The sequence below is a fragment of the Microvirgula aerodenitrificans DSM 15089 genome, assembly GCF_000620105.1.
Classification (GTDB): domain Bacteria; phylum Pseudomonadota; class Gammaproteobacteria; order Burkholderiales; family Aquaspirillaceae; genus Microvirgula; species Microvirgula aerodenitrificans.
Map to the genome: position 1 here is coordinate 1 of NZ_JHVK01000010.1, position 22,987 is coordinate 22,987.

Annotated in this window: 24 protein-coding genes; 13 read left to right on the plus strand and 11 right to left on the minus strand. The window is 66.7% G+C overall.

What is annotated here, in order from left to right; translation table 11 throughout:
* From Q352_RS23885 to Q352_RS0109890, 4 genes are all read left to right on the plus strand, one after another.
* On the plus strand, window positions 1–264 hold a 264-nt coding region (locus Q352_RS23885), incomplete at its 5' end, for a hypothetical protein (protein ID WP_211249616.1).
* Window positions 265–280: 16 nt separating this feature from the next.
* Window positions 281–2,002 carry a ribonucleoside triphosphate reductase gene (locus Q352_RS0109880; protein WP_036385947.1) on the plus strand — a complete coding sequence of 574 codons (1,722 nt, stop codon included), beginning with the start codon at window positions 281–283 and terminating at the stop codon, window positions 2,000–2,002.
* 41 nt (window positions 2,003–2,043) lie between these two features.
* Entirely contained in the window at window positions 2,044–2,220 is a 177-nt protein-coding gene (gene nrdD, locus Q352_RS24280) for an anaerobic ribonucleoside-triphosphate reductase (protein ID WP_107890306.1), read from the plus strand.
* Window positions 2,198–2,923 carry an anaerobic ribonucleoside-triphosphate reductase activating protein gene (locus tag Q352_RS0109890; RefSeq protein WP_051528843.1) on the plus strand — a complete coding sequence of 242 codons (726 nt, stop codon included), beginning with the start codon at window positions 2,198–2,200 and terminating at the stop codon, window positions 2,921–2,923. Before nrdD ends, Q352_RS0109890 begins: the two co-directional genes overlap by 23 nt.
* On the opposite strand, the gene Q352_RS0109895 is transcribed toward Q352_RS0109890, so the two are convergent.
* From Q352_RS0109895 to Q352_RS0109925, 7 genes are all read right to left on the minus strand, one after another.
* A complete protein-coding gene (locus Q352_RS0109895) occupies window positions 2,904–3,677 on the minus strand; it encodes a TatD family hydrolase (RefSeq protein WP_084300065.1) in 774 nt (257 codons plus the stop codon). The genes Q352_RS0109890 and Q352_RS0109895 overlap by 20 nt on opposite strands.
* Before the next feature lie 52 nt (window positions 3,678–3,729).
* On the minus strand, window positions 3,730–4,515 hold the full coding sequence (locus tag Q352_RS0109900) for a trypsin-like serine peptidase (protein WP_028499203.1): 786 nt from the start codon (window positions 4,513–4,515) through the stop codon (window positions 3,730–3,732).
* The gene (locus Q352_RS0109905; RefSeq protein ID WP_028499204.1) at window positions 4,515–4,784 is read right to left on the minus strand and encodes a hypothetical protein; all 270 of its coding nucleotides are present in this window, start codon (window positions 4,782–4,784) and stop codon (window positions 4,515–4,517) included. Before Q352_RS0109905 ends, Q352_RS0109900 begins: the two co-directional genes overlap by 1 nt.
* 136 nt (window positions 4,785–4,920) lie before the next feature.
* Entirely contained in the window at window positions 4,921–6,219 is a 1,299-nt protein-coding gene (rstB, locus tag Q352_RS0109910) for a two-component system sensor histidine kinase RstB (RefSeq protein WP_028499205.1), read from the minus strand.
* Between the two features lie 10 nt (window positions 6,220–6,229).
* Window positions 6,230–6,943, minus strand: a complete 714-nt coding sequence (gene rstA, locus Q352_RS0109915) for a two-component system response regulator RstA (protein WP_028499206.1) — start codon at window positions 6,941–6,943, stop codon at window positions 6,230–6,232.
* A 132-nt stretch (window positions 6,944–7,075) separates the two neighbouring features.
* Entirely contained in the window at window positions 7,076–8,263 is a 1,188-nt protein-coding gene (locus Q352_RS0109920) for an acetyl-CoA C-acyltransferase (RefSeq protein WP_028499207.1), read from the minus strand.
* 94 nt (window positions 8,264–8,357) lie between these two features.
* The gene (locus tag Q352_RS0109925; protein WP_028499208.1) at window positions 8,358–8,768 is read right to left on the minus strand and encodes a MerR family transcriptional regulator; all 411 of its coding nucleotides are present in this window, start codon (window positions 8,766–8,768) and stop codon (window positions 8,358–8,360) included.
* A 192-nt stretch (window positions 8,769–8,960) separates the two neighbouring features.
* Between Q352_RS0109925 and Q352_RS0109930 the strand changes: the two genes are divergently transcribed.
* Genes Q352_RS0109930 through Q352_RS0109945 form a run of 4 tightly spaced genes read left to right on the plus strand, consistent with a single transcriptional unit; the run spans window position 8,961 to window position 12,953 of the window.
* Window positions 8,961–9,815, plus strand: coding sequence for a 3-hydroxyacyl-CoA dehydrogenase family protein (locus Q352_RS0109930; protein ID WP_028499209.1), 855 nt, complete (start codon window positions 8,961–8,963; stop codon window positions 9,813–9,815).
* 53 nt (window positions 9,816–9,868) lie between these two features.
* Window positions 9,869–11,026: an acyl-CoA dehydrogenase family protein gene (locus Q352_RS0109935; RefSeq protein WP_028499210.1), complete on the plus strand. Its 1,158-nt coding sequence runs from the start codon at window positions 9,869–9,871 to the stop codon at window positions 11,024–11,026.
* Window positions 11,026–11,805, plus strand: a complete 780-nt coding sequence (locus Q352_RS0109940) for an enoyl-CoA hydratase (protein WP_036385950.1) — start codon at window positions 11,026–11,028, stop codon at window positions 11,803–11,805. The genes Q352_RS0109935 and Q352_RS0109940 overlap by 1 nt, the downstream gene beginning before the upstream one ends.
* Before the next feature lie 14 nt (window positions 11,806–11,819).
* On the plus strand, window positions 11,820–12,953 hold the full coding sequence (locus Q352_RS0109945; RefSeq protein WP_028499212.1) for an enoyl-CoA hydratase/isomerase family protein: 1,134 nt from the start codon (window positions 11,820–11,822) through the stop codon (window positions 12,951–12,953).
* Window positions 12,954–12,976: 23 nt separating this feature from the next.
* On the opposite strand, the gene Q352_RS0109950 is transcribed toward Q352_RS0109945, so the two are convergent.
* Window positions 12,977–14,050 (minus strand): FUSC family protein, encoded by a 1,074-nt coding sequence (locus Q352_RS0109950; RefSeq protein WP_051528845.1) that lies wholly within the window; start codon window positions 14,048–14,050, stop codon window positions 12,977–12,979.
* 314 nt (window positions 14,051–14,364) lie between these two features.
* On the opposite strand from Q352_RS0109950, the gene Q352_RS0109955 reads away from it, so the two are divergent.
* From Q352_RS0109955 to Q352_RS0109975, 5 genes are all read left to right on the plus strand, one after another.
* Window positions 14,365–15,216: a pirin family protein gene (locus Q352_RS0109955; protein ID WP_028499214.1), complete on the plus strand. Its 852-nt coding sequence runs from the start codon at window positions 14,365–14,367 to the stop codon at window positions 15,214–15,216.
* A gap of 33 nt (window positions 15,217–15,249) precedes the next feature.
* Window positions 15,250–16,119 (plus strand): pirin family protein, encoded by an 870-nt coding sequence (locus Q352_RS0109960; RefSeq protein WP_028499215.1) that lies wholly within the window; start codon window positions 15,250–15,252, stop codon window positions 16,117–16,119.
* 264 nt (window positions 16,120–16,383) lie between these two features.
* Window positions 16,384–17,826 carry a catalase KatA gene (katA, locus tag Q352_RS0109965; protein ID WP_028499216.1) on the plus strand — a complete coding sequence of 481 codons (1,443 nt, stop codon included), beginning with the start codon at window positions 16,384–16,386 and terminating at the stop codon, window positions 17,824–17,826.
* 109 nt (window positions 17,827–17,935) lie between these two features.
* Window positions 17,936–18,772, plus strand: a complete 837-nt coding sequence (locus Q352_RS0109970; RefSeq protein ID WP_028499217.1) for a DMT family transporter — start codon at window positions 17,936–17,938, stop codon at window positions 18,770–18,772.
* Between the two features lie 59 nt (window positions 18,773–18,831).
* On the plus strand, window positions 18,832–19,515 hold the full coding sequence (locus tag Q352_RS0109975; protein ID WP_028499218.1) for a GAF domain-containing protein: 684 nt from the start codon (window positions 18,832–18,834) through the stop codon (window positions 19,513–19,515).
* Window positions 19,516–19,521: 6 nt separating this feature from the next.
* On the opposite strand, the gene cobA is transcribed toward Q352_RS0109975, so the two are convergent.
* From cobA to nirJ, 3 genes are read right to left on the minus strand one after another with little or no spacing between them, the layout of a single operon-like run.
* Complete coding sequence (cobA, locus tag Q352_RS20595) at window positions 19,522–20,316, minus strand: uroporphyrinogen-III C-methyltransferase (RefSeq protein ID WP_084300051.1); 795 nt, start codon at window positions 20,314–20,316, stop codon at window positions 19,522–19,524.
* 11 nt (window positions 20,317–20,327) lie between these two features.
* A complete protein-coding gene (locus Q352_RS0109985; protein ID WP_036385952.1) occupies window positions 20,328–21,827 on the minus strand; it encodes a nitrite reductase in 1,500 nt (499 codons plus the stop codon).
* Window positions 21,824–22,984 (minus strand): heme d1 biosynthesis radical SAM protein NirJ, encoded by a 1,161-nt coding sequence (gene nirJ / locus Q352_RS0109990; RefSeq protein WP_028499220.1) that lies wholly within the window; start codon window positions 22,982–22,984, stop codon window positions 21,824–21,826. Before nirJ ends, Q352_RS0109985 begins: the two co-directional genes overlap by 4 nt.
* Window positions 22,985–22,987 lie beyond the last annotated feature (3 nt).

Below are 22,987 nucleotides of genomic sequence, written 5' to 3' on the forward strand. Positions count from 1 at the left end.
CCGGCCCGATTGCCATCGGCCAGTGCGCCGGGACTGCCACCGGCCTGGCACTACCAGCAGGCCAGTAACCTGAGTCAGTCGCTACCGATGGTGGTGGTCGCAGCAGGTCCGGAAGTACTGGCCGGCATGCCCGGTAATCGCCCGCCGTACCACCGTCGCAGGGATGAGTCAGCCTCCTTTGCGCGGCTTTTGACCCCGATCAAGCCTTTCTGTCTTACCCGTGTCATGGACAAAAAATCAACATATAGTGCAAACCTGACTTAAAACACTAGATGTTGTGATGACTGACACGACGCTTATCAATCCGTTGAGTACGCTCGACGAATACCTCAGCCGCGCCGACTGGCGCGTCTCCGCCAACGCGAACCAGGGCTACAGCCTCGGCGGCATGATCCTGAACGCGGCCGGCAAGCTGACTGCCAACTACTGGCTGGATGGCATCTACACGGCGGAGATTGCCCGGGCGCACCGCGACGCGGACTTCCACCTGCACGATCTTGACGTGCTGGCCGGCTATTGCGCCGGGTGGTCGTTGCGCCAGTTGCTGCATGAAGGGTTCAACGGCGTACCGGGACGGATCGAGGCAGGGGCGCCGAAGCACCTGTCGTCGGCGCTCGGTCAGATGGTGAACTTCCTTGGCACGCTGCAGAACGAATGGGCCGGTGCGCAGGCGTTCTCCAGTGTCGACACCTATCTGGCGCCGTTCGTTCGCCGCGACGGGCTCGACGACCGTGCCATCGAGCAGGCGATGCAGGAGTTCGTCTACAACCTCAATGTGCCGTCGCGCTGGGGCACGCAGACGCCGTTTACCAACCTGACCTTCGACTGGACCTGCCCAGTGGACCTGCGCGAGCAGATTCCGGTCATCGCCGGCGAGGAAATGCCTTTCAGCTATGGCGACTGTCAGCCGGAAATGGACCGCATCAATCGCGTGTTCCTCGATGTGATGTCGCAGGGTGACGTGCATGGCCGCGCGTTCACTTTTCCGATTCCGACCTACAACATCACTCCGGACTTCGACTGGGATAGCGACAACGCCGACCGCTTGTTCGCGATGACCGCCAAGTATGGCCTGCCGTACTTCCAGAACTTCCTGAACTCGGATCTGGAACCGCAGATGGTGCGTTCGATGTGCTGCCGGCTGCAGCTCGACCTGCGCGAACTGCTGAAGCGCGGCAATGGTCTGTTCGGCAGCGCCGAGCAGACCGGTTCGCTCGGCGTGGTGACGCTGAACTGCGCCCGGCTCGGTTATCGCTTCGCCGGTGATCGCGATGCCCTGTTCGCTGCCACCGACCGGCTGCTGGAACTGGCGCGCGACAGCCTGGAGATCAAGCGCGAGAAAGTTCAGGGCTGGATGGATGCCGGGCTGTACCCGTATTCGCGTCGCTACCTCGGCACGCTGCGCAATCACTTCTCGACGGTGGGGGTGAACGGCATCAACGAGATGGTGCGCAACTTCAGCGGCGGCGCCTGGGATATCGCCAGCGAGGACGGACTGCAGCTGGCAGTGGATCTGCTCGACCATATTCGTGCTGCCATGGTCCGCTTCCAGGAAGAAACCGGCCATCTGTACAACCTCGAAGCCACGCCGGCGGAAGGCACGACCTACCGCTTTGCCCGCGAGGACCGCAAGCGCTTCCCGGACATCCTGCAGGCCGGCACGGCCGACAAGCCGTACTACACCAATTCCAGCCAGTTGCCGGCCGGTTATACCGACGATCCGTTCGCGGCACTGGCGCATCAGGAGCCGCTGCAGCGCCGCTATACCGGCGGCACGGTCCTGCACCTGTACATGACCGAGGCGATCAGCTCGGCTGATGCATGCAAGCGGCTGGTGCGGCGTTCGCTGGAGCGCTTCCGCCTGCCGTACCTGACGGTCACGCCGACCTTCTCGGTCTGCCCGGTGCACGGCTACCTCAGCGGCCATCACGAATACTGCCCCAAGTGCGACGCCGAGAAGCTGGCCAGCCGCGCGGCGGGCCAATGCGGGTGTGCGGCCTGAACGCCGCCATTCCGTCCACTTCCATCCGAGGAGAGAAATCCATGACTCAGCACGACCAACAATCGACCCGTTCCACGCTGGCGCCGGAAGAGCGCACCCGCTGCGAAGTGTGGACCCGGGTAATGGGCTATTTCCGCCCGGTGTCGGCGTTCAATGTCGGCAAGCAGGGCGAGTTCGAAGAACGTGTCCACTTCGATGAATCCCGTACCCGTCATTGAGCGGCAGGCGACAGCGGTGACCGGCGGCCTGCCGGTCGCCGGTGTCGAACCGTTTTCCACTTGCGACTGGCCCGGGCGGCTGGTCGCGACCGTATTCGTCGCCGGTTGCCCGTGGCGCTGCGGCTATTGCCACAATGCCGGCATCCAGTCGCGCGATGCCGGTACGCTGGACTGGGACACGGTGCGCCGGCGGCTGGCGCCACGCGCCGGTTTTCTTGATGGTGTGGTGTTCTCCGGTGGCGAACCGACGCTGGCGCCGCAGCTGCCGGACTGGATGGACGAGATGCGGGCGCTGGGTTTCGGCATTGGCCTGCATACGGCCGGCATTTATCCGGACCGGCTGGCGCGGGTGGCGAAACGGGCCGACTGGATCGGTCTGGACGTCAAGGCGGCGCCGGGCGGCATCGACGCCGTGACCCGGGTACCGGGCAGTGAAGCGCGGGTGTGGCGTGCGCTGGACATTGTCCAGGCCAGCGGCACCCCGTTCGAGTGCCGGACCACGCTCGACCCGGGCTGCATGAATGCCGAAGATCTGTACCGGCTGGCCGACACGCTGGCGGCACGCGGCATCCGGCAGGTGGCCCTGCAACTGGGCCGGCAGGCCGACGGACTGCCGCTGTCCGACCCGGCGCGCTGGCCCGGTGCCGCAGTGCTCGACTACTGGCGCGAGCGCTTTGTGTCTTTCAGCTGGCGCGAGGCATGAGCGGCAGGCCGAGTGCTGCCCGCGCATTGGCGCTGGTGGCCTCGGCCACCTGTTCGCTGTCGAGCTGGCGCAGGCTGGCGAGTTCGCTGGCGTAGCGGGCGACATCGGCTGGTTCGCTGCGGGCGGCCCAGGCAGGCGGGATGTCCGGTGCATCGGTTTCCAGTACCAGCGCGTCGAGTGGCAGCGTGGCCGCCAGCCGGCGGATGCGCAGGGAACCGGAATAGGTCATCGCGCCGCCAAAGCCGAGTTTCAGTCCCTGACGCAGACAGGCGCGTGCCTGCTCCTCACTGCCGTTGAAAGCGTGGGCGATGCCGCGCTCGATGCCAAAGCGGCGCAGATACTTCAATACCCGGTCGGCGGAGCGCCGCACATGCAGCAGCACCGGCAGGTCGTGTTTTTTCGCCAGCCGCAATTGCTCGGCAAACAGGCGTTCCTGTCGCGCCGGGTCGATCTGCTCCAGATAGAAATCCAGGCCGATTTCGCCGACCGCTACCGGTTTCTCGCGCGTCAGCCACTCGTCCAGCTGTTCCAGGTCGCTGTCCAGATGCTGATCGGTGTAGATCGGATGCAGACCGAACGCCGGCAGACAGCCGTAGCGGTCGCGCATGTCGCGGGTGGTGGCGAAGTTGGCAACCGTGACGGCCGGCACCACGATATCGGTCACGCCGGCCCCGCGCGCGGCGTCGACCAGCGCGTCCCGCTCGCGGTCGAATTCGGGCGCGTCGAGATGGCAGTGGGTATCGATCAGCATCATGGGCACAGTGTAGGGCTGCAGGGTGGCTGCCGCGATGATTTCCGCTGCCGGATCAGGGGTGGGGCATGATTTGCAGCAGGGTGACGGCGGTATTGTCGGCGCTGGCGCGGCGGTCCGCCGTCGGTGCAGCGCTCTGCACGGCGATCAGGCGCGGGCCGTCGGCAGTCTCGAGCCAGATGGGCGAGCCGCTGTCGCCGGACAGGGTGTCGCAGCGATGGGACAGGGTATTGTCGTCGTTCAGTGCGGTGACCCGGCAGTCACGGTGGGTGTACAGCTGTTCGCGGTGGTCGTAGGCATAGCCGGCCTGCTCGACGCGGTTGTCACGGCGGGTCAGCGCATCGCGCAGTGCGTCACGATCGCCGTCGAAAGCCGGCATGGGGGCGATGTCGGCGCGGCCGCGCAATCTGGTGACGCGGACCAGTGCAATATCGAAGGGTGCTGCCCGGGTGCGGATGAACAGGCGTTCGCCGACCTGATGCACGCCGTGGCGAAAGCCCGGTGGCACCTGCATGCCGGTGGCGCGGTAGATGGCCTGGCCACGGCCGTCGCGGTAGCCGGCCATAAAGCTGACCGGCCGGTCGACGCGGCCGGGCTCGGTCGCAAAACAGTGGGCGGCCGTGGCGACCAGGTCCGGCGCAATCAGCGTGGCCGAGCAGCGGGCGCCGCTCTGCATCTCCAGTTTGCCGATGGCCGCGTACGGCGCGACGCTGTTGTCGTCGACGGCCACGCGGTCGTCGTGGCCGAACAGCAACTGGCGCCGCTGCGCCGCGCTGTCCGCACCGGCGACCATGGGCAGCAGGGCCAGGCAGAGCGCGAGTACGCGCAACAGCACGGACATCAGTGCAGGATCTTGGGGCTGGAGTGGGCGACCGGGCCGGCCACGCGGTTCTGCGCGCTGTGGTCGGCCTTGATGTCGGGACGCTTGCTCATGTACGGAATGGCGGAGGACGACGGGACCGGCTTGCGCGAGCCGGGCTTCTTCAGGGTTTTCTTTTCCACCTTGACGTCGGCGACCTGGACGAACGGGTCCGGCGCAGACGCGGCGGCCAGCGCGACGGCACCGGCGCTACAGCAGGCCGCCAGCAGGAGGACACACAGTTTGTTCATGAACGTCTCCCGTCAAAGGCCGCCGGCCGGCGACATGCCGGCAGGATCAGAGCGTTCATTATTTTTTTTATGTCATCCGCTGTACAGAAGGTGATTTTTTTGGTTTGTAACGCGGTGTAGATAAACGCTTTTTACATCATTGGGTTAGCGGTGTCGGCCAGACCAGCGTCAGCCGGGCGCCGCCCAGCGGCGCATCGCCGACCCGGACTTCGCCGCGATGCCAGCGCATGATCCGCTGCACGATGGCCAGGCCCAGCCCGTAGCCGCCGGTCTTGCGACTGCGCGACACGTCGAGGCGGGTAAACGGCTGCAGTACCTGGTCGCGGCTTTCGGCCGGGATGCCGGGGCCGTCGTCATCGACGTGGATGGTCATCTGCTGGTCGCGCCACAGTGCGCTGATGGCGACCTGGCCGCCGCCATGCCGGCGGGCGTTGACGATCAGGTTGGCGACGGCGCGGCCAAGGTAGTACGGGTCGCCGAGCACCGCCTGGTCGTCCTGCAGGTTGCAGCTCAGCGTCGGCGGCGTGTCGCCCCAGTCGAAGCCGGCCAGCATCTCGTCCAGCCACGGGCGGATGACGATCGGCTGGGTGTTCAGCTCCAGCTCCGGCCGTTCCAGATTGCCGAGCAGCAGCAGTTCTTCGGTCATGTCGGTCAGATTGTCGAGGTCGCGACCGATCTGCTCGATGACCTTCTCGGCGCCGGTGGCCTCGGCGGTGACGCCCCGCAGCATTTCCAGCCGGTAGCGCAGACGGGCGATCGGCGTGCGCAGGTCGTGCGATACGGCATTGATCATCACCTTGCGGCCGGCGATCAGCTCCTCGATATTGCTTGCCATGCCGTTGACGGTATTGCCGAGATCGGCCAGCGCCGAGGTGTCCGGCAGCACCGCGCGCGCGGCGAAGTCGCCGCTGCCGAGACGGCGCGACACCTGGGTCAGCTCACGCGCATGCCGCCACAGCGGCCTGATCCACAGGAAGGTCGGCACGCCGAGTGTCAGGCACAGGCTGAGAATGGCGAACACGTCGATCCACTGCAGGGTGCCGACATAGTGCAGGTAGCTGACCGGTCCCATCGCCACCAGGTATTCGCTGTGCGGGATGCGCTGCAGGAACAGATTGCTGTCCTCGAGCCGGATGATGCTGCCTTCACGCAGCGCCTTCTGGTTTTCCGGCGACAGCACGTAGGCATCCAGCGCCTCGATCTCGACCGGTAGCGGGATGCGGTTGCGGATATTGTTCAGCGCATCCTCCCACTCCGATTCCGGGTAGTCGGACAGCTCGCGCTCGATCAGGTACAGCGAGGTCTCGAAGATGTCGATCAGGTAGCGCTGGGTCGTGCCGCGCACCTCGTTCTTGTAGATCGCGCCGATGACCAGCACCGAAATCAGGAAACTGACGACAACCGTAATGTAGAAGCGGAAGAACAGCTTGCGCATGGCGGGGGCTTCAGCGCCAGACGTCGTTGGCGAACAGATAGCCCTTGTGGCGGATGGTCTTGATCTTGCGCGGATCGGCCGTGTCGTCGCCAAGCTTCTTGCGCAGCCGCGAAATGGCCACGTCGATCGAACGGTCCAGACCGTCGTAGCGCACGCCGCGCAGCGTCATCAGCAGGTCGTCGCGGGTCAGCACCTCGCCGGCATGGCTGGCCAGCTCCCACAGCAGGTCGAAGTCGCCGGTCGACAGCGGGATCGGTTCGTTCAGGAAACGCACGCTGCGGTTCATGTGGTCGATCTGCAGCGTGCCGAAGTCGAGAATCTTGTCGGCCTTCTTGCCGGCCGGGCCCGGTTCCGGCGCCGCGTGCGACTGGCGCAGGTGGGCACGGATGCGGGCCAGCAGCACCGAAGGCGGCGTGGTCTTCAGCACATAGTCGTTGGCACCGAGCTCGAAGCCGAGAATCTGGTTCATGTCGCTGTTCAGCGAAGTCAGCATCACGATCGGACCCTGATAGTCGACCCGCAGCTCGCGACACAACGTCAGCCCGTCCTTGCCCGGCAGCATGATGTCGAGCAGCACCAGGTCCGGCGGGTCGGCCAGAATGGCCTCCAGCGCAGTGTCGCCACGGTCGATGACCGCGATGTCGAATCCGTAACTTCTGAGGTAGTCGCCGATCAGTTCGGCGAGTTCGGCGTCGTCTTCAACAAAAGTGATGCGAGGGTTCACGGCGAGGTCCCTGATTTTGTCTGTCAGCATGGGGGGAATTGTAACGGGTTGGCCCGTCCGGCGCGCAGACGGCGACAAACTCCGTGGAGATTCCGTCGCCGCCGGCAGCGGACGCCGCCGCGGTGGCCGCCGTTACAGCAGGGTAATGGCCATCGCCGTGGCCTCGCCGCCGCCGATGCACAGGCTGGCGATGCCGCGCTTCAGTCCGCGCTGGCGCAGCGCATGGATCAGGGTGACGACAATGCGGGCACCGGAGGCGCCGACCGGGTGGCCGAGTGCGCAGGCGCCGCCATTGACGTTGACCTTGTCGGCCGGCAGGTCCAGCTCGGTGATGGCCGCCAGTGTGACCACGGCAAAGGCTTCATTGATCTCGTACAGATCGACATCGGCCTGACGCCAGCCGGTGCGTTCGAACAGCGCGCGCATCGCACCGACCGGGGCGGTGGTGAACCACGACGGTGCGTGGGCGAAACTGGTGTGGCCGTCGATGCGGGCGATCGGCTTCAGCCCGCGACGGGCGGCTTCGCTTTCACGCATCAGCACCAGCGCGGCGGCGCCATCGGAAATCGAGCTGGCATTGGCGGCCGTGACCGTACCGTCCGCGGCAAAGGCCGGTTTCAGCGTCGGAATGCGGTCGAGGCGGGCGGCCAGCGGCTGCTCGTCGGTGTCGATTACCTGGTTGCCGCCGCGCTGCGGCACGTCGACCGGCACGATCTCGTCGCGGAAGGCACCTTCGCGGATGGCTTCCTGCGCCCGCAGCAGCGAGCGGATGGCAAAGGTGTCCTGCTGCTCGCGGGTAAAGCCGTAATGCGCGGCGCAGCGTTCGGCGAACACTCCCATCAGCGTGCCTTTCTCGTACACGTCTTCCAGCCCGTCCAGGAACATGTGGTCCTTGACCTCGCCATGCCCCATGCGCAGGCCGGTGCGTGCTTTCGGCAGCAGATACGGCGCATTGGACATGCTTTCCATGCCGCCGGCGGCCACGACCCGGGCACTGCCGGCGAGCAGGGCATCGTGCGCCTGCATCAGGGTTTTCATGCCGGAGCCGCACATCTTGTTCACCGTGGTGCACGGCGTGTGCTCGGACAGCCCGGCGCCGAGCGCGGCCTGGCGGGCCGGTGCCTGGCCGAGCCCGGCCGGCAGCACGCAGCCCATCAGCAACTCGTCGACGTCATCGGCACCGATGCCGGCACGGGTGATGGCCGCGCGCAGGGCGGCGGCACCGAGGGTCGGGGCAGCGACCGGGGCCAGGTGGCCCTGAAAGCCGCCGATCGGGGTACGGACGGCGGAAACGATGACGACAGGATCCTGTTGCTGCATTTTGCTGCTCCTTTGCATTGTTGTCTTTTACGTTAACGTAATATAACGGCGGGAAAAAAGGCGCGCCAGCGCCGCGCGCGGGCACCCGTATCCGTCACGGCTGTGGCGAATCGGCATCAGCGGATTTTTTTTCCAGCAGGCGTTCGCACTGCGCCTTCAGTCCCTGGACTTCGCGCATGACGACGTTGATATCCTCGATCTGCTGCATCAGGCGCTGCTCGCGCAGGTCGAGAATGCGCATGAATTCGAGCAGTTGCGGTGCATCGTCACGTGCGGCGTCATACAGCTCGAACAGCTCGCGGACTTCGTTCAGGGTCAGCCCGATGCGCTTTCCGCGCAGGGTCAGCAGCAAACGGATGCGGTCGCGACGCGAGTAGATCCGGTGCTGGCCGCGTCGTTCCGGCGCAATCAGTCCCTGTTCTTCGTAATGGCGAATGGTGCGGGTGGTGACGTCGAATTCCCGTGCCAGTTCGCTGATGGTGTAAGTTTTATCGTTGCCGCTCATTCAGGCGCTCCTGGCTATCGGGGCATTTTATCGCGATGACGCCATCCATGCTGTGCTGCAACGTAAGCGTCGGCTGGTGGCGGGCTCGTCAGTCCATGGCAGGACGGAAACCGGGTCAACGTTTCTGCTGCCATGTTGACGTTAACGTAAACTGGATATTAGTGTGTGCGCTCGAGCGGAGGGAAGCAAACAATGGAAATTCGACAGGTTGGCGTGATTGGTGCCGGGCAGATGGGCGGCGGCATCGCCCAGGTGTGTGCGCAGGCCGGACTGGCGGTACGGCTGTGCGATATCGATCCTGCGCAGCAGGCGCGTGCGATGGCGCAGATGCGCCGTTCGCTGGACAAGCTGGCGGCCGGTCAGGCCGGTCTGGAGCCGGACGCGGTGCTGGCGCGGGTGGCGACGGTGTCCGGTCCCGGGGCGCTGGCCGGCTGCGAGCTGGTCGTGGAGGCGGCCAGCGAACAACTGGCGCTGAAACTGCGGCTGCTGGGCGAGGCGGCCGCGGCGGTCGGGCCCGATGCCATCATCGCCTCCAATACCTCGTCGATTTCGCTGACCCGGCTGGCGGCGGCGGTGCCCTCACCGCAGCGGGTGATCGGCATGCATTTCATGAATCCGGTGCCGCTGATGCCACTGGTGGAAATCATCCGCGCCGAGCAGACCGATGACGCGACCCATCGGGCGATCGAGGCGCTGACGACCCGGCTCGGCAAGACGCCGGTGACGGTCGGCGATGCACCGGGGTTCGTCTCCAACCGGGTGCTGATGCCGATGATCAACGAGGCGGCGTTCTGCGTGCATGACGGCGTGGCCGACCCGGCGGCGGTCGATGCGGTGATGACGCTGGGCATGCGTCATCCGCTGGGACCGCTGGCGCTGGCCGACCTGATCGGCCTGGATACCTGCGTGGCGATTCTCGATGTGCTGTACAGCGAATTCCGCGACAGCAAATACCGGGTCTGCCCGCTGCTGGCGCGCTATGTCGCCGCCGGCCGCCTCGGCCGCAAGAGCGGTCGCGGTTTCTACGACTACACCGACCGGTCCTGAGCCGGTCCTGACCGCAAGGGCGCGCCAAAGACGCCCGCACCAAGGAGAGACAGATGGATTTTGCCCTGAGCGATGAGCAGCGCGCGTTCCAGGCTGCAGCCCGTGACTTTGCCCGTGCCGAACTGGCCCCGCATGCCGCACGCTGGGATGCCGACGCACATTTCCCGCTCGACGTGATCCGCAAGGCCGGCGAACTCGGCTTCTGCGGTCTGTACACGCCGGTCGAATACGGTGGCCTCGGCGCCGGCCGGCTGGACGCGGCGATCGTGTTCGAGGAACTGGCATGGGGCTGCACGTCGACGGCCGCCTACCTGACCATCCACAACATGGTGAGCTGGATGATCGCCAGTTTTGCCCGCCCCGAAGTCGCCGCGCGCTGGGCGCCGCGCATGACCAGTGGCGAGCTGCTCGGCAGCTACTGCCTGACCGAGCCGAATGCGGGTTCCGATGCGGCCTCGCTGACGACCCGTGCCGAACGCACGGCGGACGGCTATCGGCTCAGCGGCAGCAAGATGTTCATTTCCGGCGCCGGCAGCACCGATGTGCTGGTGGTGATGGCCCGCACCGGCGGCGCCGGCGCGCGCGGCGTTTCGGCGTTCCTGGTGCCGGCCGACAGCCCGGGCATCGGCTACGGCAAGCTGGAGCACAAGATGGGCTGGAACAGCCAGCCGACCCGTGCCGTGACCTTCGACGCGGTCGACATCCCGCTTGAGTACCGGCTCGGCGACGAAGGCGAGGGCTTCCGCTTTGCCATGAAGGGGCTGGATGGCGGCCGGGTCAATATCGCCACCTGCTCGGTCGGCACTGCCCAGGCCGCGCTGGACCGGGCGCGCGAGTATGTGCAGGCGCGGCGGCAGTTCGGCCAGCCGCTGGCCACCTTCCAGGCGCTGCAGTTCAAACTGGCCGACATGCAGACCGGACTGGTGGCCGCGCGGCAGATGGTGCGGCTGGCGGCGTGGAAACTGGACAGCGCGGCGGCGGATGCCGGCGTGTATTGCGCCATGGCCAAACGCTACGCGACAGATGCCTGCTTCCAGGTGGCCGACGAGGCGCTGCAGCTGCATGGCGGCTATGGTTATCTGCGCGAGTTCCCGCTGGAGCGCCATGTGCGTGACCTGCGTGTGCACCGCATTCTCGAAGGCAGCAACGAAGTCATGCGCGTGATCGTGTCGCGCGCGCTGCTCAATGATCCGACCGGGGAGATCCGTTGATGAATTACACCCATCTGCAGCTGGAAAAACGCGGCCATGTCGCCATCGTCCGCATGAGCAATCCGCCGGCCAATACCTGGACCCGTGACAGTCTGGCGGCGCTGGAAACGCTGGTGGCCGACCTGAATGCCGATCCCGACGTCCGCGCGCTGGTGCTGACCGGCGACGGAGAGCGGTTCTTTTCCGCCGGTGCCGACCTGAAGCTGTTCGCCGACGGCGACCTTGGCACCGCCGCCGACATGGCGCTGCGCTTTGGCCGCGCCTTCACCGCCCTCGCGCATTTCCGTGGTGTCAGCATCGCCGCCATCAACGGCTACGCCATGGGCGGCGGGCTGGAGGTCGCGCTGGCCTGTGACCTGCGCGTGGCCGAAAGCCAGGCGGTCATGGCACTGCCGGAAGCCAGCGTCGGCCTGCTGCCGTGCGCTGGCGGCACCCAGTTGCTGCCGCATCTGGTCGGCGAGGGCTGGGCCAAGCGCATGGTGCTGCTCGGCGAGCGGGTCGATGCGGCACAGGCCGAGCGCATCGGTCTGGTCGAGGCGGTGGTGCCGACCGGGCAGGCGCTGGGCACGGCGCTGGAGATGGCCGGGCGGGTCGAACGCCAGAGCCCGTCCAGCGTCGCCGCCTGCAAGACCCTGCTGCAGGCGGCGCGAACCGCGCCGCCGGAAACCAATCTGCCGCTGGAGCGCGAGCTGTTCATCCATCTGTTCTCGACCGAGGATCAGCGCGAAGGCGTTCGCGCGTTTCTGGACAAACGCGATCCGGTATGGAAAAACCGCTGACTGAAGGAGAAACCATGACCACAAAAACCGATCCTGATTCCTGCGTGATTTTCCATGAACACCGCGCGGCCAACGGCCGGGTGATCGCCCAGGCGACGCTGAACAGCGAACGCACGCTGAATGCGCTGACGCTGGACATGATCCGGCTGCTGCACGCGCAGCTGACGCGCTGGCGCGACGATCCTGCGGTGGTGCTGGTGCTGCTGACCGGCAGCGGCGAGCGCGCGTTCTGCGCTGGCGGTGACGTGCGTGCGCTGGCGCAGGCCCTGTCCCGCGACCCGGCGTCGGCCGGTCCGTTTGCGACGACCTATTTTCATGACGAGTACGCACTCGACTATGCAATACACGGCTATCCAAAACCGATTCTGGTCTGGGGCAGCGGCATCGTCATGGGCGGCGGTCTGGGGCTGATGGCCGGCGCCAGCCATCGCGTCGTAACGGAAACCTCGCGCATCGCCATGCCGGAAATCAGTATCGGCCTGTTCCCGGATGTCGGCGGCAGCTGGTTCCTGAACCGCATGCCTGGCCGCATCGGGCTGTTCCTCGGCCTGACCGGGGCGCCGCTGAATGCCGCCGACGCGCAGTTCGTCGGCCTGGCCGATTTTGCCCTGCGTTCGACCGAGCTGCCGGCGCTGAGCGATGCCCTGCTGTCGACGGACTGGAGCGGCGAGACCGGGCAGGATGGCGCCCGGCTGTCGGCCTTGCTGCGCGAGCGGGCTGCCCTCGCCGCCGAGGCCATGCCGGCCGGTCGGGTCCACGCCCATTATGACCGCATCCAGGAACTGACCGATGCCGACAGCCTGAGTGATGTGGCGGCCCGCTTCCGGACGGCTTCCGATGACATCGACCCGTGGATCCGGGATGCGGTGCGTACCTTTGCCGCCGGCTGCCCGACCACGGCCGGGCTGGTGTGGGAGATCCGCCGGCGCGCCCGGCATCTGGGCCTGGCCGATGTGTTCCGGCTGGAACTGATCCTTGCGGTGCAGTGCTGCCTGCGCGGCGAGTTCGTCGAAGGAGTGCGGGCGCGGCTGATCGACAAGGACAATGCACCGCGCTGGAAACCGGCCGATCTCGCCGGCCTGGATGCGGACTGGATCGACGGCTTCTTTGTGCCGCCGTGGCAGGTGCATCCGCTGGCGTCGCTCTAGCACCTGCTGCTGTCCCGGGCCGGTCAGGCCCGGACCGGCGGCCGGTACCAGGCCGAGGCGGTTTCGAGCAGCGCGGCATTGATGCGCTCGACCTGGCGCAGCAGCTTGATGTTCAGCCACACATAGCCGACCGCCTCGAAACCGGCGTCGCTGGCGCCGGCCGGCAGCGCGGTGACCTCGGCCTGCGGCGCGTAGCCGATGCGCGTCAGCCGGTCGAGCCGGTCGAATTTCAGTGCATGGGCCGTGGTGCGCATCAGCGCCTGGGCCCGGCGCTGGTTATGTTCCACCTGCTTGCGCATCGACGCGAACTCGGCATGGCGGCTCGGGTTGCGGCAGACCTCGACCATCAGTTCCAGCAGGCCGAGCATATTGCGCTGGGTGCGCTGGATGCGGTCCAGCTCGGCAACCGTCAGTGACACTTCGCCGGCCACGGCACTCATCAGCCCGCGCTGGGCGATCAGCCGCTTGTTGAGCCGGTCGAAGGTTTCCTGCACCGTGGCCTCGTCCGGCAGGTCCAGCACGGCGACCCGGCCGTAGAGTGCCGCGCAGTCGCGCAGATTGTCGGCCAGCAGGTATTTCCAGTGATTGACCGCCCGCTGCGGCAGCAGACGGGCGAACATCAGCGCAATCATGCCGCCAAGCTGCACGTTCAGCGCGCGCCACAGCGCGGTCTCGAACGAGTTGTCGCCATGCCCGGCGACGATGGTCAGCGTGACCCCCGCAATCAGCGCGATATAGCCGAGCTTGCCGATGGCCAGGTAGCCGCTGGCGGCCGCGCAGGCACCCATCCACAGATAGCAGGCCAGCGGCGAACGGCCGTACAGATAAATGGCAACGATGCCGGCCAGGGCGCCGCCAACGGTACCGATGCCGCGCTGGCGCGCCTTCTGGTACACGCTGCCTAGATGTGGCAGCGAGCCCATGACAATCAGCAGGGTGACCGACATCCAGGCGCCGTCCGGCACCTTGAACACGACCGACAGGGCGACGGTGACCAGATAGCCGAGCGCGACCCGCAAAGCGTGCAGGGCCGGATAGTGCTGGTGGATCGAATAGGGCGACAGCAGGCACTGGACGCGGCGGAAGACGGAATGCACGGGATATATATCAGTAAATACTTATGCGTATGGTAGACGGGGTGACGGGGAAAAGGAAAGGCAAGAATCAGACCTGTCCCCGCCCCGGTGTGCCGATATCGGCTATCAAGAAAGCATGGCGGGTGTACATGACGGCCATGCGTGTACTCAATGGGTAAATCATGTTCAGAAATACTGAATCAATGGCGCGGATTATTTCGCTATTTCCGTGACGGCCAGATGGCTACCATTCAATGGTCAACCTTCCGTTGTTATGGGTTTTCACCGGAACGGGGCCGGTAAATATTGCCTCGGTCGATCAAAGGAGCCGAATCATGAATGCTGTCGTCAACCGCAGCCGCGAAGTGGAACGCCTGCAGGCCGGCATGCCGACCTCCGACGGTGCCGGGGTGCGGCTGCTGCGGGTGCTGACCCAGGAACTGCAGCGCCGGCTCGACCCGTTCCTGATGCTGGACGAATTCCGCTCCGACAACCCGGACGACTATATCGCCGGCTTTCCCGACCACCCGCACCGCGGTTTTCAGACCGTGACCTATATGCTCGATGGCCGCATGCGCCATCGCGACAGCCACGGCAACGAAGGCCTGCTCGGCCCGGGCGGCGTGCAGTGGATGAATGCCGGCCGCGGACTGGTGCACTCGGAACTGCCGGAGCAGGCGGACGGGCTGATGCACGGCTTCCAGCTGTGGATCAACCTGCCGGCGGCCCGCAAGATGAGCGAGCCGGGCTACCGTGATATCCCGGCGTCGGCGATCCCGCAGACGACAACGGCCGGCGGCGTGACGATCAAGGTCATTGCCGGCGAGGCCGATGGCCTGCGTGGCGCGGTGCAGGAGGCCGATACCGAGCCGCTGTATCTCGACCTCGAACTGCCGGCCGGCGCGACCCATTCGCTGCCGCTGCCGCCGTCGCACAATGCCTTCGTGTATGTGTACGCCGGTGAAGCGACGATTGGCGGGCGAACCGTCGGCGAACAGCGGCTGGCCGTGCTCGGCAATGACCCCGCCGCCGATGGCGTGACGCTGTCGACGGTCAGTGGCGCCCGCGTGCTGGTGCTGGCCGGCCGGCCACTGGGCGAACCGATCGCGCAGTGGGGCCCGTTCGTGATGAACAGCCGTGGCGAGGTCGAACAGGCCATCGACGATTTCCGCAACGGCCGTTTCTGATCCTTTCAACGCGTTATCCCGCAGGAGTCCAGCATGACCCAGATCCGCTCGCGCATTGCTTCCAGGATCCGCGACATCGGTTTTCCGGTGCGCCGCCTGTTGCCGGCCTTCGAGGCCCGTTCGGTCGGCCCGTTCGTGTTTCTCGACCATATGGGCCCGGCCGGGTTCGCCCGCACCGGCACTGAGGGCGATGTGCGGCCGCACCCGCATATCGGTCTGGCCACGGTCACCTATCTGTTCTCCGGCGCCTTCATGCATCGCGACAGTCTTGGCACGCTGCAGCGCATCGAACCGGGCGCGATCAACTGGATGACCGCCGGTCGCGGCGTGGTGCATTCGGAGCGCATCCCGGCCGATGTCCGCGCCCGGGGCGAAGCGGTAGAAGGCATTCAGATGTGGGTCGCCCTGCCGCAGGCGCATGAGGACGATGCGCCGGGCTTCTGGCATCACCCGGCCGGGACGTTGCCGACGCTGACTTTGCCCGGCGTGGCACTGCGGGTGCTGGTCGGCGATGCGTTCGGGCTGACATCGCCGGTCAGGACCTATGACCGCACGCTGTTCGTGGCGGCCGAGCTTGAGGCCGACGCGACGTTCACGCTGCCGGCCGGGCACCCGGAACGTGCCGTCTACGTGGTCTCCGGCTGTGCGACGGTCGGCGGCGAACGGGTCGAGGCCGGCACGCTGGTGGTGCTGGAACCCGGCACCGACGTGCCGGTCCGGGCCGACACGGCCGCGCGGCTGATGCTGGTCGGCGGCGATCCGCTCGACGGGCCGCGCTATATGTGGTGGAACTTCGTGTCCAGCTCCAGGGCGCGCATCGAACAGGCGAAGGCCGACTGGAAGGCGGACCGCTTCGAACCGGTGCCGGGCGAGAGCGAATGGATACCGCTGCCGGAAAAATAAGCAGCCATCATGCGCGTTTTAAAACCAATAGAATCAGCGATGTAACGCAGAATGACGGCATAGTCTGTCCACATCGGAAAAGTAGAAACATTAAATTGGATTAATCGCCGGTGGCGGTCGACACTGCAGATCTCCGTCGCCCGACCGTCCTTCCCGCAGCCCCGGACGACGTGCACGGCTTTCGCCGGACAGGCTGCTGTTCCGCCAGCGGTCTGCCCATGTTGCAATCTGAGGCCGTTGCCAAGACGGCCAGGAGATCCTCTGATGGCACGACTACCCCTGACAACCGGTGCCGGCGCACCGGTGGCTGACAACAACAATGTGATGACTGCCGGTCCGCGAGGACCGATGTTGCTGCAGGATGTCTGGTTCCTGGAAAAACTGGCCCATTTCGATCGTGAAGTCATCCCCGAGCGACGCATGCACGCCAAGGGGTCGGCTGCCTACGGCACCTTTACCGTCACCCATGACATCAGCCGCTATACCCGGGCCAGGCTGTTCTCGCAGGTCGGCAAGCAGACCGACCTGTTCGTGCGTTTCTCGACCGTGGCCGGCGAGCGCGGTGCGGCGGATGCCGAGCGCGACATTCGCGGTTTCGCGATGAAGTTCTACACAGAGGAAGGCAACTGGGACCTGGTCGGCAACAACACCCCGGTGTTCTACCTGCGCGATCCGCTGAAGTTCCCCGACCTCAATCATGTGGTCAAGCGCGACCCGCGCACCAATCTGCGCAATGCGACTTTCAAGTGGGATTTCTTCTCGCTGCTGCCGGAATCGCTGCACCAGCTGACGATCGACTTCAGCGACCGCGGCCTGCCGCGTTCGTACCGGCACATGCATGGCTTCGGCAGCCATACCTTCAGCTTCATCAACGCGCAGAACGAGCGCTTCTGGGTCAAGTTCCACTTCAAGACCCAGCAGGGTATCGCCTGTCTGGGCAGCGCCGAGGCCGAGGCGATCATTGCCCGCGACCGTGAAAGCTCGCAGCGCGACCTGTACGACGCGATCGAACGCGGCGACTTTCCGCGCTGGAAACTGTTCGTGCAGATCATGCCGGAGCAGGAAGCGGGCTCGTACCGGATCAATCCGTTCGACCTGACCAAGGTCTGGCCGCATGGCGACTACCCGCTGATCGAGGTCGGCGAGTTCGAACTGAACCGCAACCCGGACAACTACTTCGCCGAAGTCGAGCAGTCGGCATTCAACCCGGGCAATGTCGTGCCGGGCATCGGCTTCTCGCCGGACAAGATGCTGCAGGGCCGGCTGTTCTCGTATGGCGATGCCCACCGCTACCGGCTCGGCGTCAATCACCAGCAGATCCCGGTCAACGCGCCGCGCTGTCCGTTCCATACCTACCACCGCGACGGCGCGATGCGCGTCGATGGCAACAATGGCGACAGGCGCGTCAGCTATGAGCCGAACAGCTTCGACCAATGGCAGGAACAGCCGGACTTCGCCGAACCGCCGTTGACGCTGGAAGGCGCGGCCGACCACTGGAACCATCGCGTCGACGAGGACTACTACTCGCAGCCGGGCGCGCTGTTCCGGCTGCTCGATGCGGCCCAGCAGCAACGGCTGTTCGACAATATCGCTGACGACATGCGCGAGGTGCCGGAAGCGATCCAGCGCCGCCAGATCGCCCATTTCTCCAAAGCCGACCCGGCCTATGGCGCCGGCGTGGCGAAGGCGCTGGGGCTGACGCTGTAACGCTATCCGCCATGCCGGGACCAGAAACCGCCGCGCCTTGCGCGGCGGTTTCTGTCGTCCGGCTGGCCGGACTGATAGGCTGGCGTCTTTAGATCTCGGGGATGGCCGGGTGGAAAGCCTGTACGTTGCGCTGGTGCTGTTCTCGGCCCTGCTGCATGCCAGCTGGAATGCGCTGCTGCACCAGAGTCGGGACAAGCTGTGGCAGACCGGCATGATGGCGGTGCCGTGCGGGCTGGCCGGGCTGGCCGGCGTGCTGCTGCTGCCGGCGCCGGCAGCGGCCAGCTGGCCGTATATCGGTGCGTCGGCGCTGCTGGAGCTCGGTTATTCGCTGGCGCTGATCCGTGCCTACCGCAGCGGCGACTTCGGCCGGGTGTATCCGGTAGCGCGCGGCATGTCGCCGCTGCTGGTCACGCTCGGCGCCTGGGCCTTTGGCGGCGAGCGGCCGGGGCTGGTCGTGGCTGGCGGCATCCTGATGGTGTCGGCCGGCATCGTGTCGCTGGCCTATCGCCGCCGTGGGCTGGCCGCCAGCGGCGGGATGGGCGCGGCGGTGCTGACCGGCTGCTTTATCGCCTCCTATACCGTGGTTGACGGCATCGGCGTGCGGCTGGCCGGCGATCCGTTCGCGTATATCGCCTGGGTCTACCTGCTGTTCAACCTGCCGCTGCTGGCGCTGGTGCTTCGCGCCGGCGGCGATCCGCGCCCGCGTCTGGCCGACCGTCGCGCCGTGCTGACCGGCATGCTCGGCGGCGTGGTGTCGCTGTGTGCGTACGGGCTGGTGATTTCGGCGCTGCGCGTGCTGCCGATGGGCCAGGTGTCGGCGCTGCGCGAACTGAGCAGCCTGTTCGGCGTGCTGCTTGGCTGGCTGTGGCTGGGCGAGAAGCCGACGCCGCTGCGTGTCGCCGCCTGCGTGCTGATGGTGGGCGGGGTGCTGATGTTGCGGATGTAGTTGCCCGCCGGCCCCGGCTCGCGGCACAGTGGGCGATCTTTTCCCGGAGTGATTCACCGATGACATCGAGCCTGGTCAGTGACTACCTGCGGCGCAATGCGCTGGATCTGTCCGTCGACGCGATCGTCGCCAGTATCGGCACCCTGCGCGCCGCGCTGGCGGTACCGGTGGTGGTCGACGACGAAGACGCGCTGTACCGTTACCGGGTACCGGAAGTGTCGGCCGATGGTGCCTGTTCGCTGTTCGACCAGCTGGCGGCACAGCCGTACGACCTGGCTGGCGTGCTCGGCGGCCGTGATGCGGCCAGAACCCGCTTGCTGCAACGCCTGAACCGGCTGGTGCAGACCGTCAACGCGCAGGTGGGTGCCGACTGGCTTGGCATCTATCGCCGGCTGCCGGTCGCCGCTGGCGAGGCGCTGGTCAAACTGGCCTGTGTCGGGCTGCCGAGCCGGGCCGAGTTCCCGCTCGACGCGGCATTTGCCGCCCACAGCAACAACAGCACGGTCGGCCTGTCCGGACGGGGCATGGTCATCGATGACGTGGCCATCCACGCGGCCGGCGGCGGCAGCTACTACGTGTGCGATCCGAAGGTGCGCGCCGAAGCCTGCCTGCCGGTGTATGCCGCTGACGGTACGGTGGCCGGCATTATCGACGCCGAGGCGGCGCCGGCCGGTTTCTTTACCCCGGCGCGGCAGGTCGTGCTGGTGGCACTGTGCGTGCTGCTGTCGGCCGAGTTCGCCTGAACCGCCTCAGCAACAGGCCAGCGAGTCGCCGGTGGCGTGCGCCAGCGGCAGCGCGAACGCGGCCGGTTGCGGGTGGCGGGCGTGGGCGAGCACGCCGCCGACCAGGATGATGGCCGGGCTGGCCAGCCCGGCGTCGAGCGCATCGGTCAGCGTCGCCAGCGAGCCACACCATTGCCGCTCGTCGACGCGGCTGGCGTTCATCACTACGGCGGCCGGCGTGTCGGCCGGCTTGCCGGCGCGGCACAGGGCATCGCGGATGTCGGCCAGCCGGCTCATGCCCATGTAGATCACCAGCGTGGTGCCGCCGGCACACAGCGCCGGCCAGTCCGGGCCACCGTCGTCGGCGGTGTGCGCGGTGACAAATGTCACGCCATGACCGAAATCGCGGTGGGTCAGACCGACGCCGAGCGATTGTGCCGCCGCCATGCCGCTGGTCAGCCCGTTGACGATCTCGACCTCGATGCCGTGCGCGGCCAGATAGGCGAGCTCCTCGCCGCCACGGCCGAACAGGGTCGGGTCGCCGCCCTTGACCCGGGCGACCGAGCGGCCGGCCAGCGCATGGGCCAGCGCGCGTTCGTTGATGTCGGCCTGGCGCATCGAACAGCGCCCGCCGCGCTTGCCGACGTATTCGAGCACGGCGTCGGGACGCGCATGCTGGTGGATCTCCTCGCCGACCAGATCATCGATCAGCCAGACATCGACCTGGCCCAGCACGCGGGCGGCGCGCAGGGTCAGCAGATCGGCGCTGCCGGGGCCGGCGCCGACCAGCCAGACCTTGCCCGGTTGGGTTGCTCTTTCCATGTGCGGACTCCTCAGTGACTGGTTCCCGACGAACGGGTGGTCTTGTTGAATACATTGTATTTGCCGATCGGCTTGTCCATCGGCAAGCGCTTGATCTCGCGGAAAGTCGCCGCATCGTAAACCACCAGCGCGCCATCGCGCTCCATCACGCTGACCAGCGCGTATTTGCCGTCACGGGTGAACTCCACATGCGCGGCCGTACGGCCGGGGCTCGGTGTCACGCTGCCGACCACGGCCAGGCTCTGCTTGTCGATGATCTGCAGGGTATCGCGGCGCGGACTCATCATCGCGTCGGTCCACGCATACGGCGTGAGTTCGTGGCTGCGGATAAAGAACCCCGGACCATTGGTGGCGATTTCGCCGACCGTCTGCCAGTTCTGCATGTCGATCACGCTGATGCGGCCGTCCTTCAGGTTTGGCGACGCCATCACGTCATGGCCGTCGCGCTGCCAGGTAATGCCGCTGCCGAGGTGCGGCATGCCGCTCAGCGCGAGATCGGCGACCTTGCGGCCGGCGTCGAGGTCGATGACCTGGCCGCGTCCGCTGCGCGAGGCGCCGAGGATGTGGCGGTAGGACTGGTCGAAGAAAAAGTCGTCGAGCACGTCGTCGAAGGCGATCCGGCGCGGCGCAAGCTGCGGGGCGGTGCCGGCCCGTCCGTTGCGGTACGGTATTTCCCAGACCTCGGCCAGATCCTTCAGCGCCACGATGAAGCTGCCGCGCGGCGCGGCGTCATAGACCGCCGATACCCGCGACGGCGCACCGTCCGTGCCGCGCACCGTCAGGCTGCGGCGCAGTTCCAGCGTTCTGGCGTCGAGCAGGACCAGCGTGTTCGGCAGATAGTTGCCGACCAGCACCCAGCGTCCGTCGTCACTGACCGCCAGATTGCGGGTGTTGAGACCGGCGCGGATCTCGGCCACGGTCTTCAGGTTCCACAGGTCGTACTTGCTGATCCAGCCGTCGCGGCTGGCAAAGTACACATAGCGGCCGTCGCGGCTGTACTTGGGACCGCCATGCAGGGCGAAGCGGCTCTGGAAGCGATGGATCGGCTCCAGCGTGTCGCCGTCGAGCACGGTGACGTGATGGCTGCCGGCCTCGACCACCAGGAACAGATTGGCCGGATCGGCGCGGAATTGCGGCCGGTCCGGCAGGCTGCCGGGCCGGACATGGACGATACGCGACGCGCGGATGTCGCTGTCGCGCCAGTGCGGCAGCGACGGCGGATCGCTGCGCAGGAAGGTGGCCAGCGCATCGATATCGGCCGCCGACAGCGTGGCGGCGAAGCCGGCCATCTGCGTGGCCGGGCGGCCGTCGCGGATGGTGGCCAGCAGCTCGGCCGGTTTCAGCCGTTCCAGGCTTTGCGGCAACAGCGCCGGCCCCATGGCGCCGAGGCGGTCGGTGCCGTGGCAGCTTGCGCACTGCTGCCGGTACAGGGCCGGCGCATCGGGCGGGGCGGCCGTCGCCAGGGTGGCGACGGCCAGCGAACAGCAGGCGAGCAGCAGGCGCAGTGTCATGCCGTCACCTCGCATCGCAGCGGCCGGGTTTCGGCATCGCTCAGATAGCAGCCGGGATCCTCCGCCCACGGGTTGCCACTGACGGCGAAGGCGCGCACCCGGGTATTGCCATTGCAGATCTCGCGGTGCGCACAGCCCGCGCAGCGGCCCTCCAGCGGTCGCGGCCGCGATTTCAGCCCGTCCATCAGCGGATGGCTGCGGTCGGCCCAGATCTCGCCGAACGGCCGTTCGCGCACATTGCCCAGCCCGACCTGCCACCACATGGTGTCCGGATGGACGTTGCCGAGATTGTCGATATTGGCGACGCCGATGCCGGTGGCGTTGCCGCCCCACTGCAGCAGCCGGGCGCGCAGGTCGTCGACGCGGTGCGGGAAGCGCCGGGCGACCCAGTGCAGCAGGTAGACGCCGTCGGCATCGTTGTTGCCGGTCACGAAATCGCCGGCGCGTTCCTGCCGCGCGCGCGACCAGACATGGGCGAACAACCAGTCCATCGCCTGACGGGTGGCGACGTGGCGGGCATCCTGGCGCTGGTGCTTGCGACCGCGTCCGGCGTAGTTGAAGTGGGACAGGTAGAACTTGTCCAGCCCCTCGTCCTCGGTCAGGGCGACCAGCGCCGGCAGATCGGCGGCATTGGATTCGGTCAGGGTCATGCGCACGCCGACGCGCAGGCCGGCGTCGCGGGCGATGCGGATACCGGCCAGGGCGTCGTCGAAGGCACCGGCACGCTGGCGGAACACGTCGTGCACCGGCTTCAGTCCGTCGAGGCTGACGCCGTAGTAGTCGACGCCGCAATCGGCCAGTTCGCGGGCGATGGCAGGGTCGAGCAGGGTACCGTTGCTGGACACCGACACATGCAGGCCGAGCGCCTTGGCCCGGCGGGCGATAGCGAACAGGTCCGGCCGCAGCAGCGGCTCGCCGCCGGACAGGATCACCGCCGGCACGCCGGCGGCATGCAACTGGTCGAGGACGGTGAATACCTCGGCCGTGGACAGCTCACCGGCAAAGTCGGTGTCGGCCGAGGTCGAATAGCAGTGCTTGCAGGTCAGGTTGCAGCGGCGGATCAGGTTCCAGATCACCACCGGGCCGCGCGGCCGCCGCGGGGTGGCAATGGGACTGTTGTCGCGCAGTGCTTCCATGAATCGGGACAGACGGAACATGAC

Coding starts and splice junctions, on each gene's coding strand:
- nrdD (WP_107890306.1), top strand. CDS start 2,044: ATGACTCAGCACGACCAACAATCGACCCGTTCCACGCTGGCGCCGGAA.
- Q352_RS0109975 (WP_028499218.1), top strand. CDS start 18,832: ATGACATCGAGCCTGGTCAGTGACTACCTGCGGCGCAATGCGCTGGAT.
- Q352_RS0109985 (WP_036385952.1), bottom strand. CDS start 21,827: ATGACACTGCGCCTGCTGCTCGCCTGCTGTTCGCTGGCCGTCGCCACC.
- Q352_RS0109880 (WP_036385947.1), top strand. CDS start 281: ATGACTGACACGACGCTTATCAATCCGTTGAGTACGCTCGACGAATAC.
- Q352_RS0109905 (WP_028499204.1), bottom strand. CDS start 4,784: ATGAACAAACTGTGTGTCCTCCTGCTGGCGGCCTGCTGTAGCGCCGGT.
- katA (WP_028499216.1), top strand. CDS start 16,384: ATGGCACGACTACCCCTGACAACCGGTGCCGGCGCACCGGTGGCTGAC.
- Q352_RS0109940 (WP_036385950.1), top strand. CDS start 11,026: ATGAATTACACCCATCTGCAGCTGGAAAAACGCGGCCATGTCGCCATC.
- Q352_RS0109920 (WP_028499207.1), bottom strand. CDS start 8,263: ATGCAGCAACAGGATCCTGTCGTCATCGTTTCCGCCGTCCGTACCCCG.
- Q352_RS0109935 (WP_028499210.1), top strand. CDS start 9,869: ATGGATTTTGCCCTGAGCGATGAGCAGCGCGCGTTCCAGGCTGCAGCC.
- Q352_RS0109900 (WP_028499203.1), bottom strand. CDS start 4,515: ATGTCCGTGCTGTTGCGCGTACTCGCGCTCTGCCTGGCCCTGCTGCCC.
- rstB (WP_028499205.1), bottom strand. CDS start 6,219: ATGCGCAAGCTGTTCTTCCGCTTCTACATTACGGTTGTCGTCAGTTTC.
- Q352_RS0109955 (WP_028499214.1), top strand. CDS start 14,365: ATGAATGCTGTCGTCAACCGCAGCCGCGAAGTGGAACGCCTGCAGGCC.
- Q352_RS0109925 (WP_028499208.1), bottom strand. CDS start 8,768: ATGAGCGGCAACGATAAAACTTACACCATCAGCGAACTGGCACGGGAA.
- Q352_RS0109945 (WP_028499212.1), top strand. CDS start 11,820: ATGACCACAAAAACCGATCCTGATTCCTGCGTGATTTTCCATGAACAC.
- cobA (WP_084300051.1), bottom strand. CDS start 20,316: ATGGAAAGAGCAACCCAACCGGGCAAGGTCTGGCTGGTCGGCGCCGGC.
- Q352_RS0109895 (WP_084300065.1), bottom strand. CDS start 3,677: ATGATGCTGATCGATACCCACTGCCATCTCGACGCGCCCGAATTCGAC.
- Q352_RS0109890 (WP_051528843.1), top strand. CDS start 2,198: ATGAATCCCGTACCCGTCATTGAGCGGCAGGCGACAGCGGTGACCGGC.
- nirJ (WP_028499220.1), bottom strand. CDS start 22,984: ATGTTCCGTCTGTCCCGATTCATGGAAGCACTGCGCGACAACAGTCCC.
- Q352_RS0109930 (WP_028499209.1), top strand. CDS start 8,961: ATGGAAATTCGACAGGTTGGCGTGATTGGTGCCGGGCAGATGGGCGGC.
- Q352_RS0109960 (WP_028499215.1), top strand. CDS start 15,250: ATGACCCAGATCCGCTCGCGCATTGCTTCCAGGATCCGCGACATCGGT.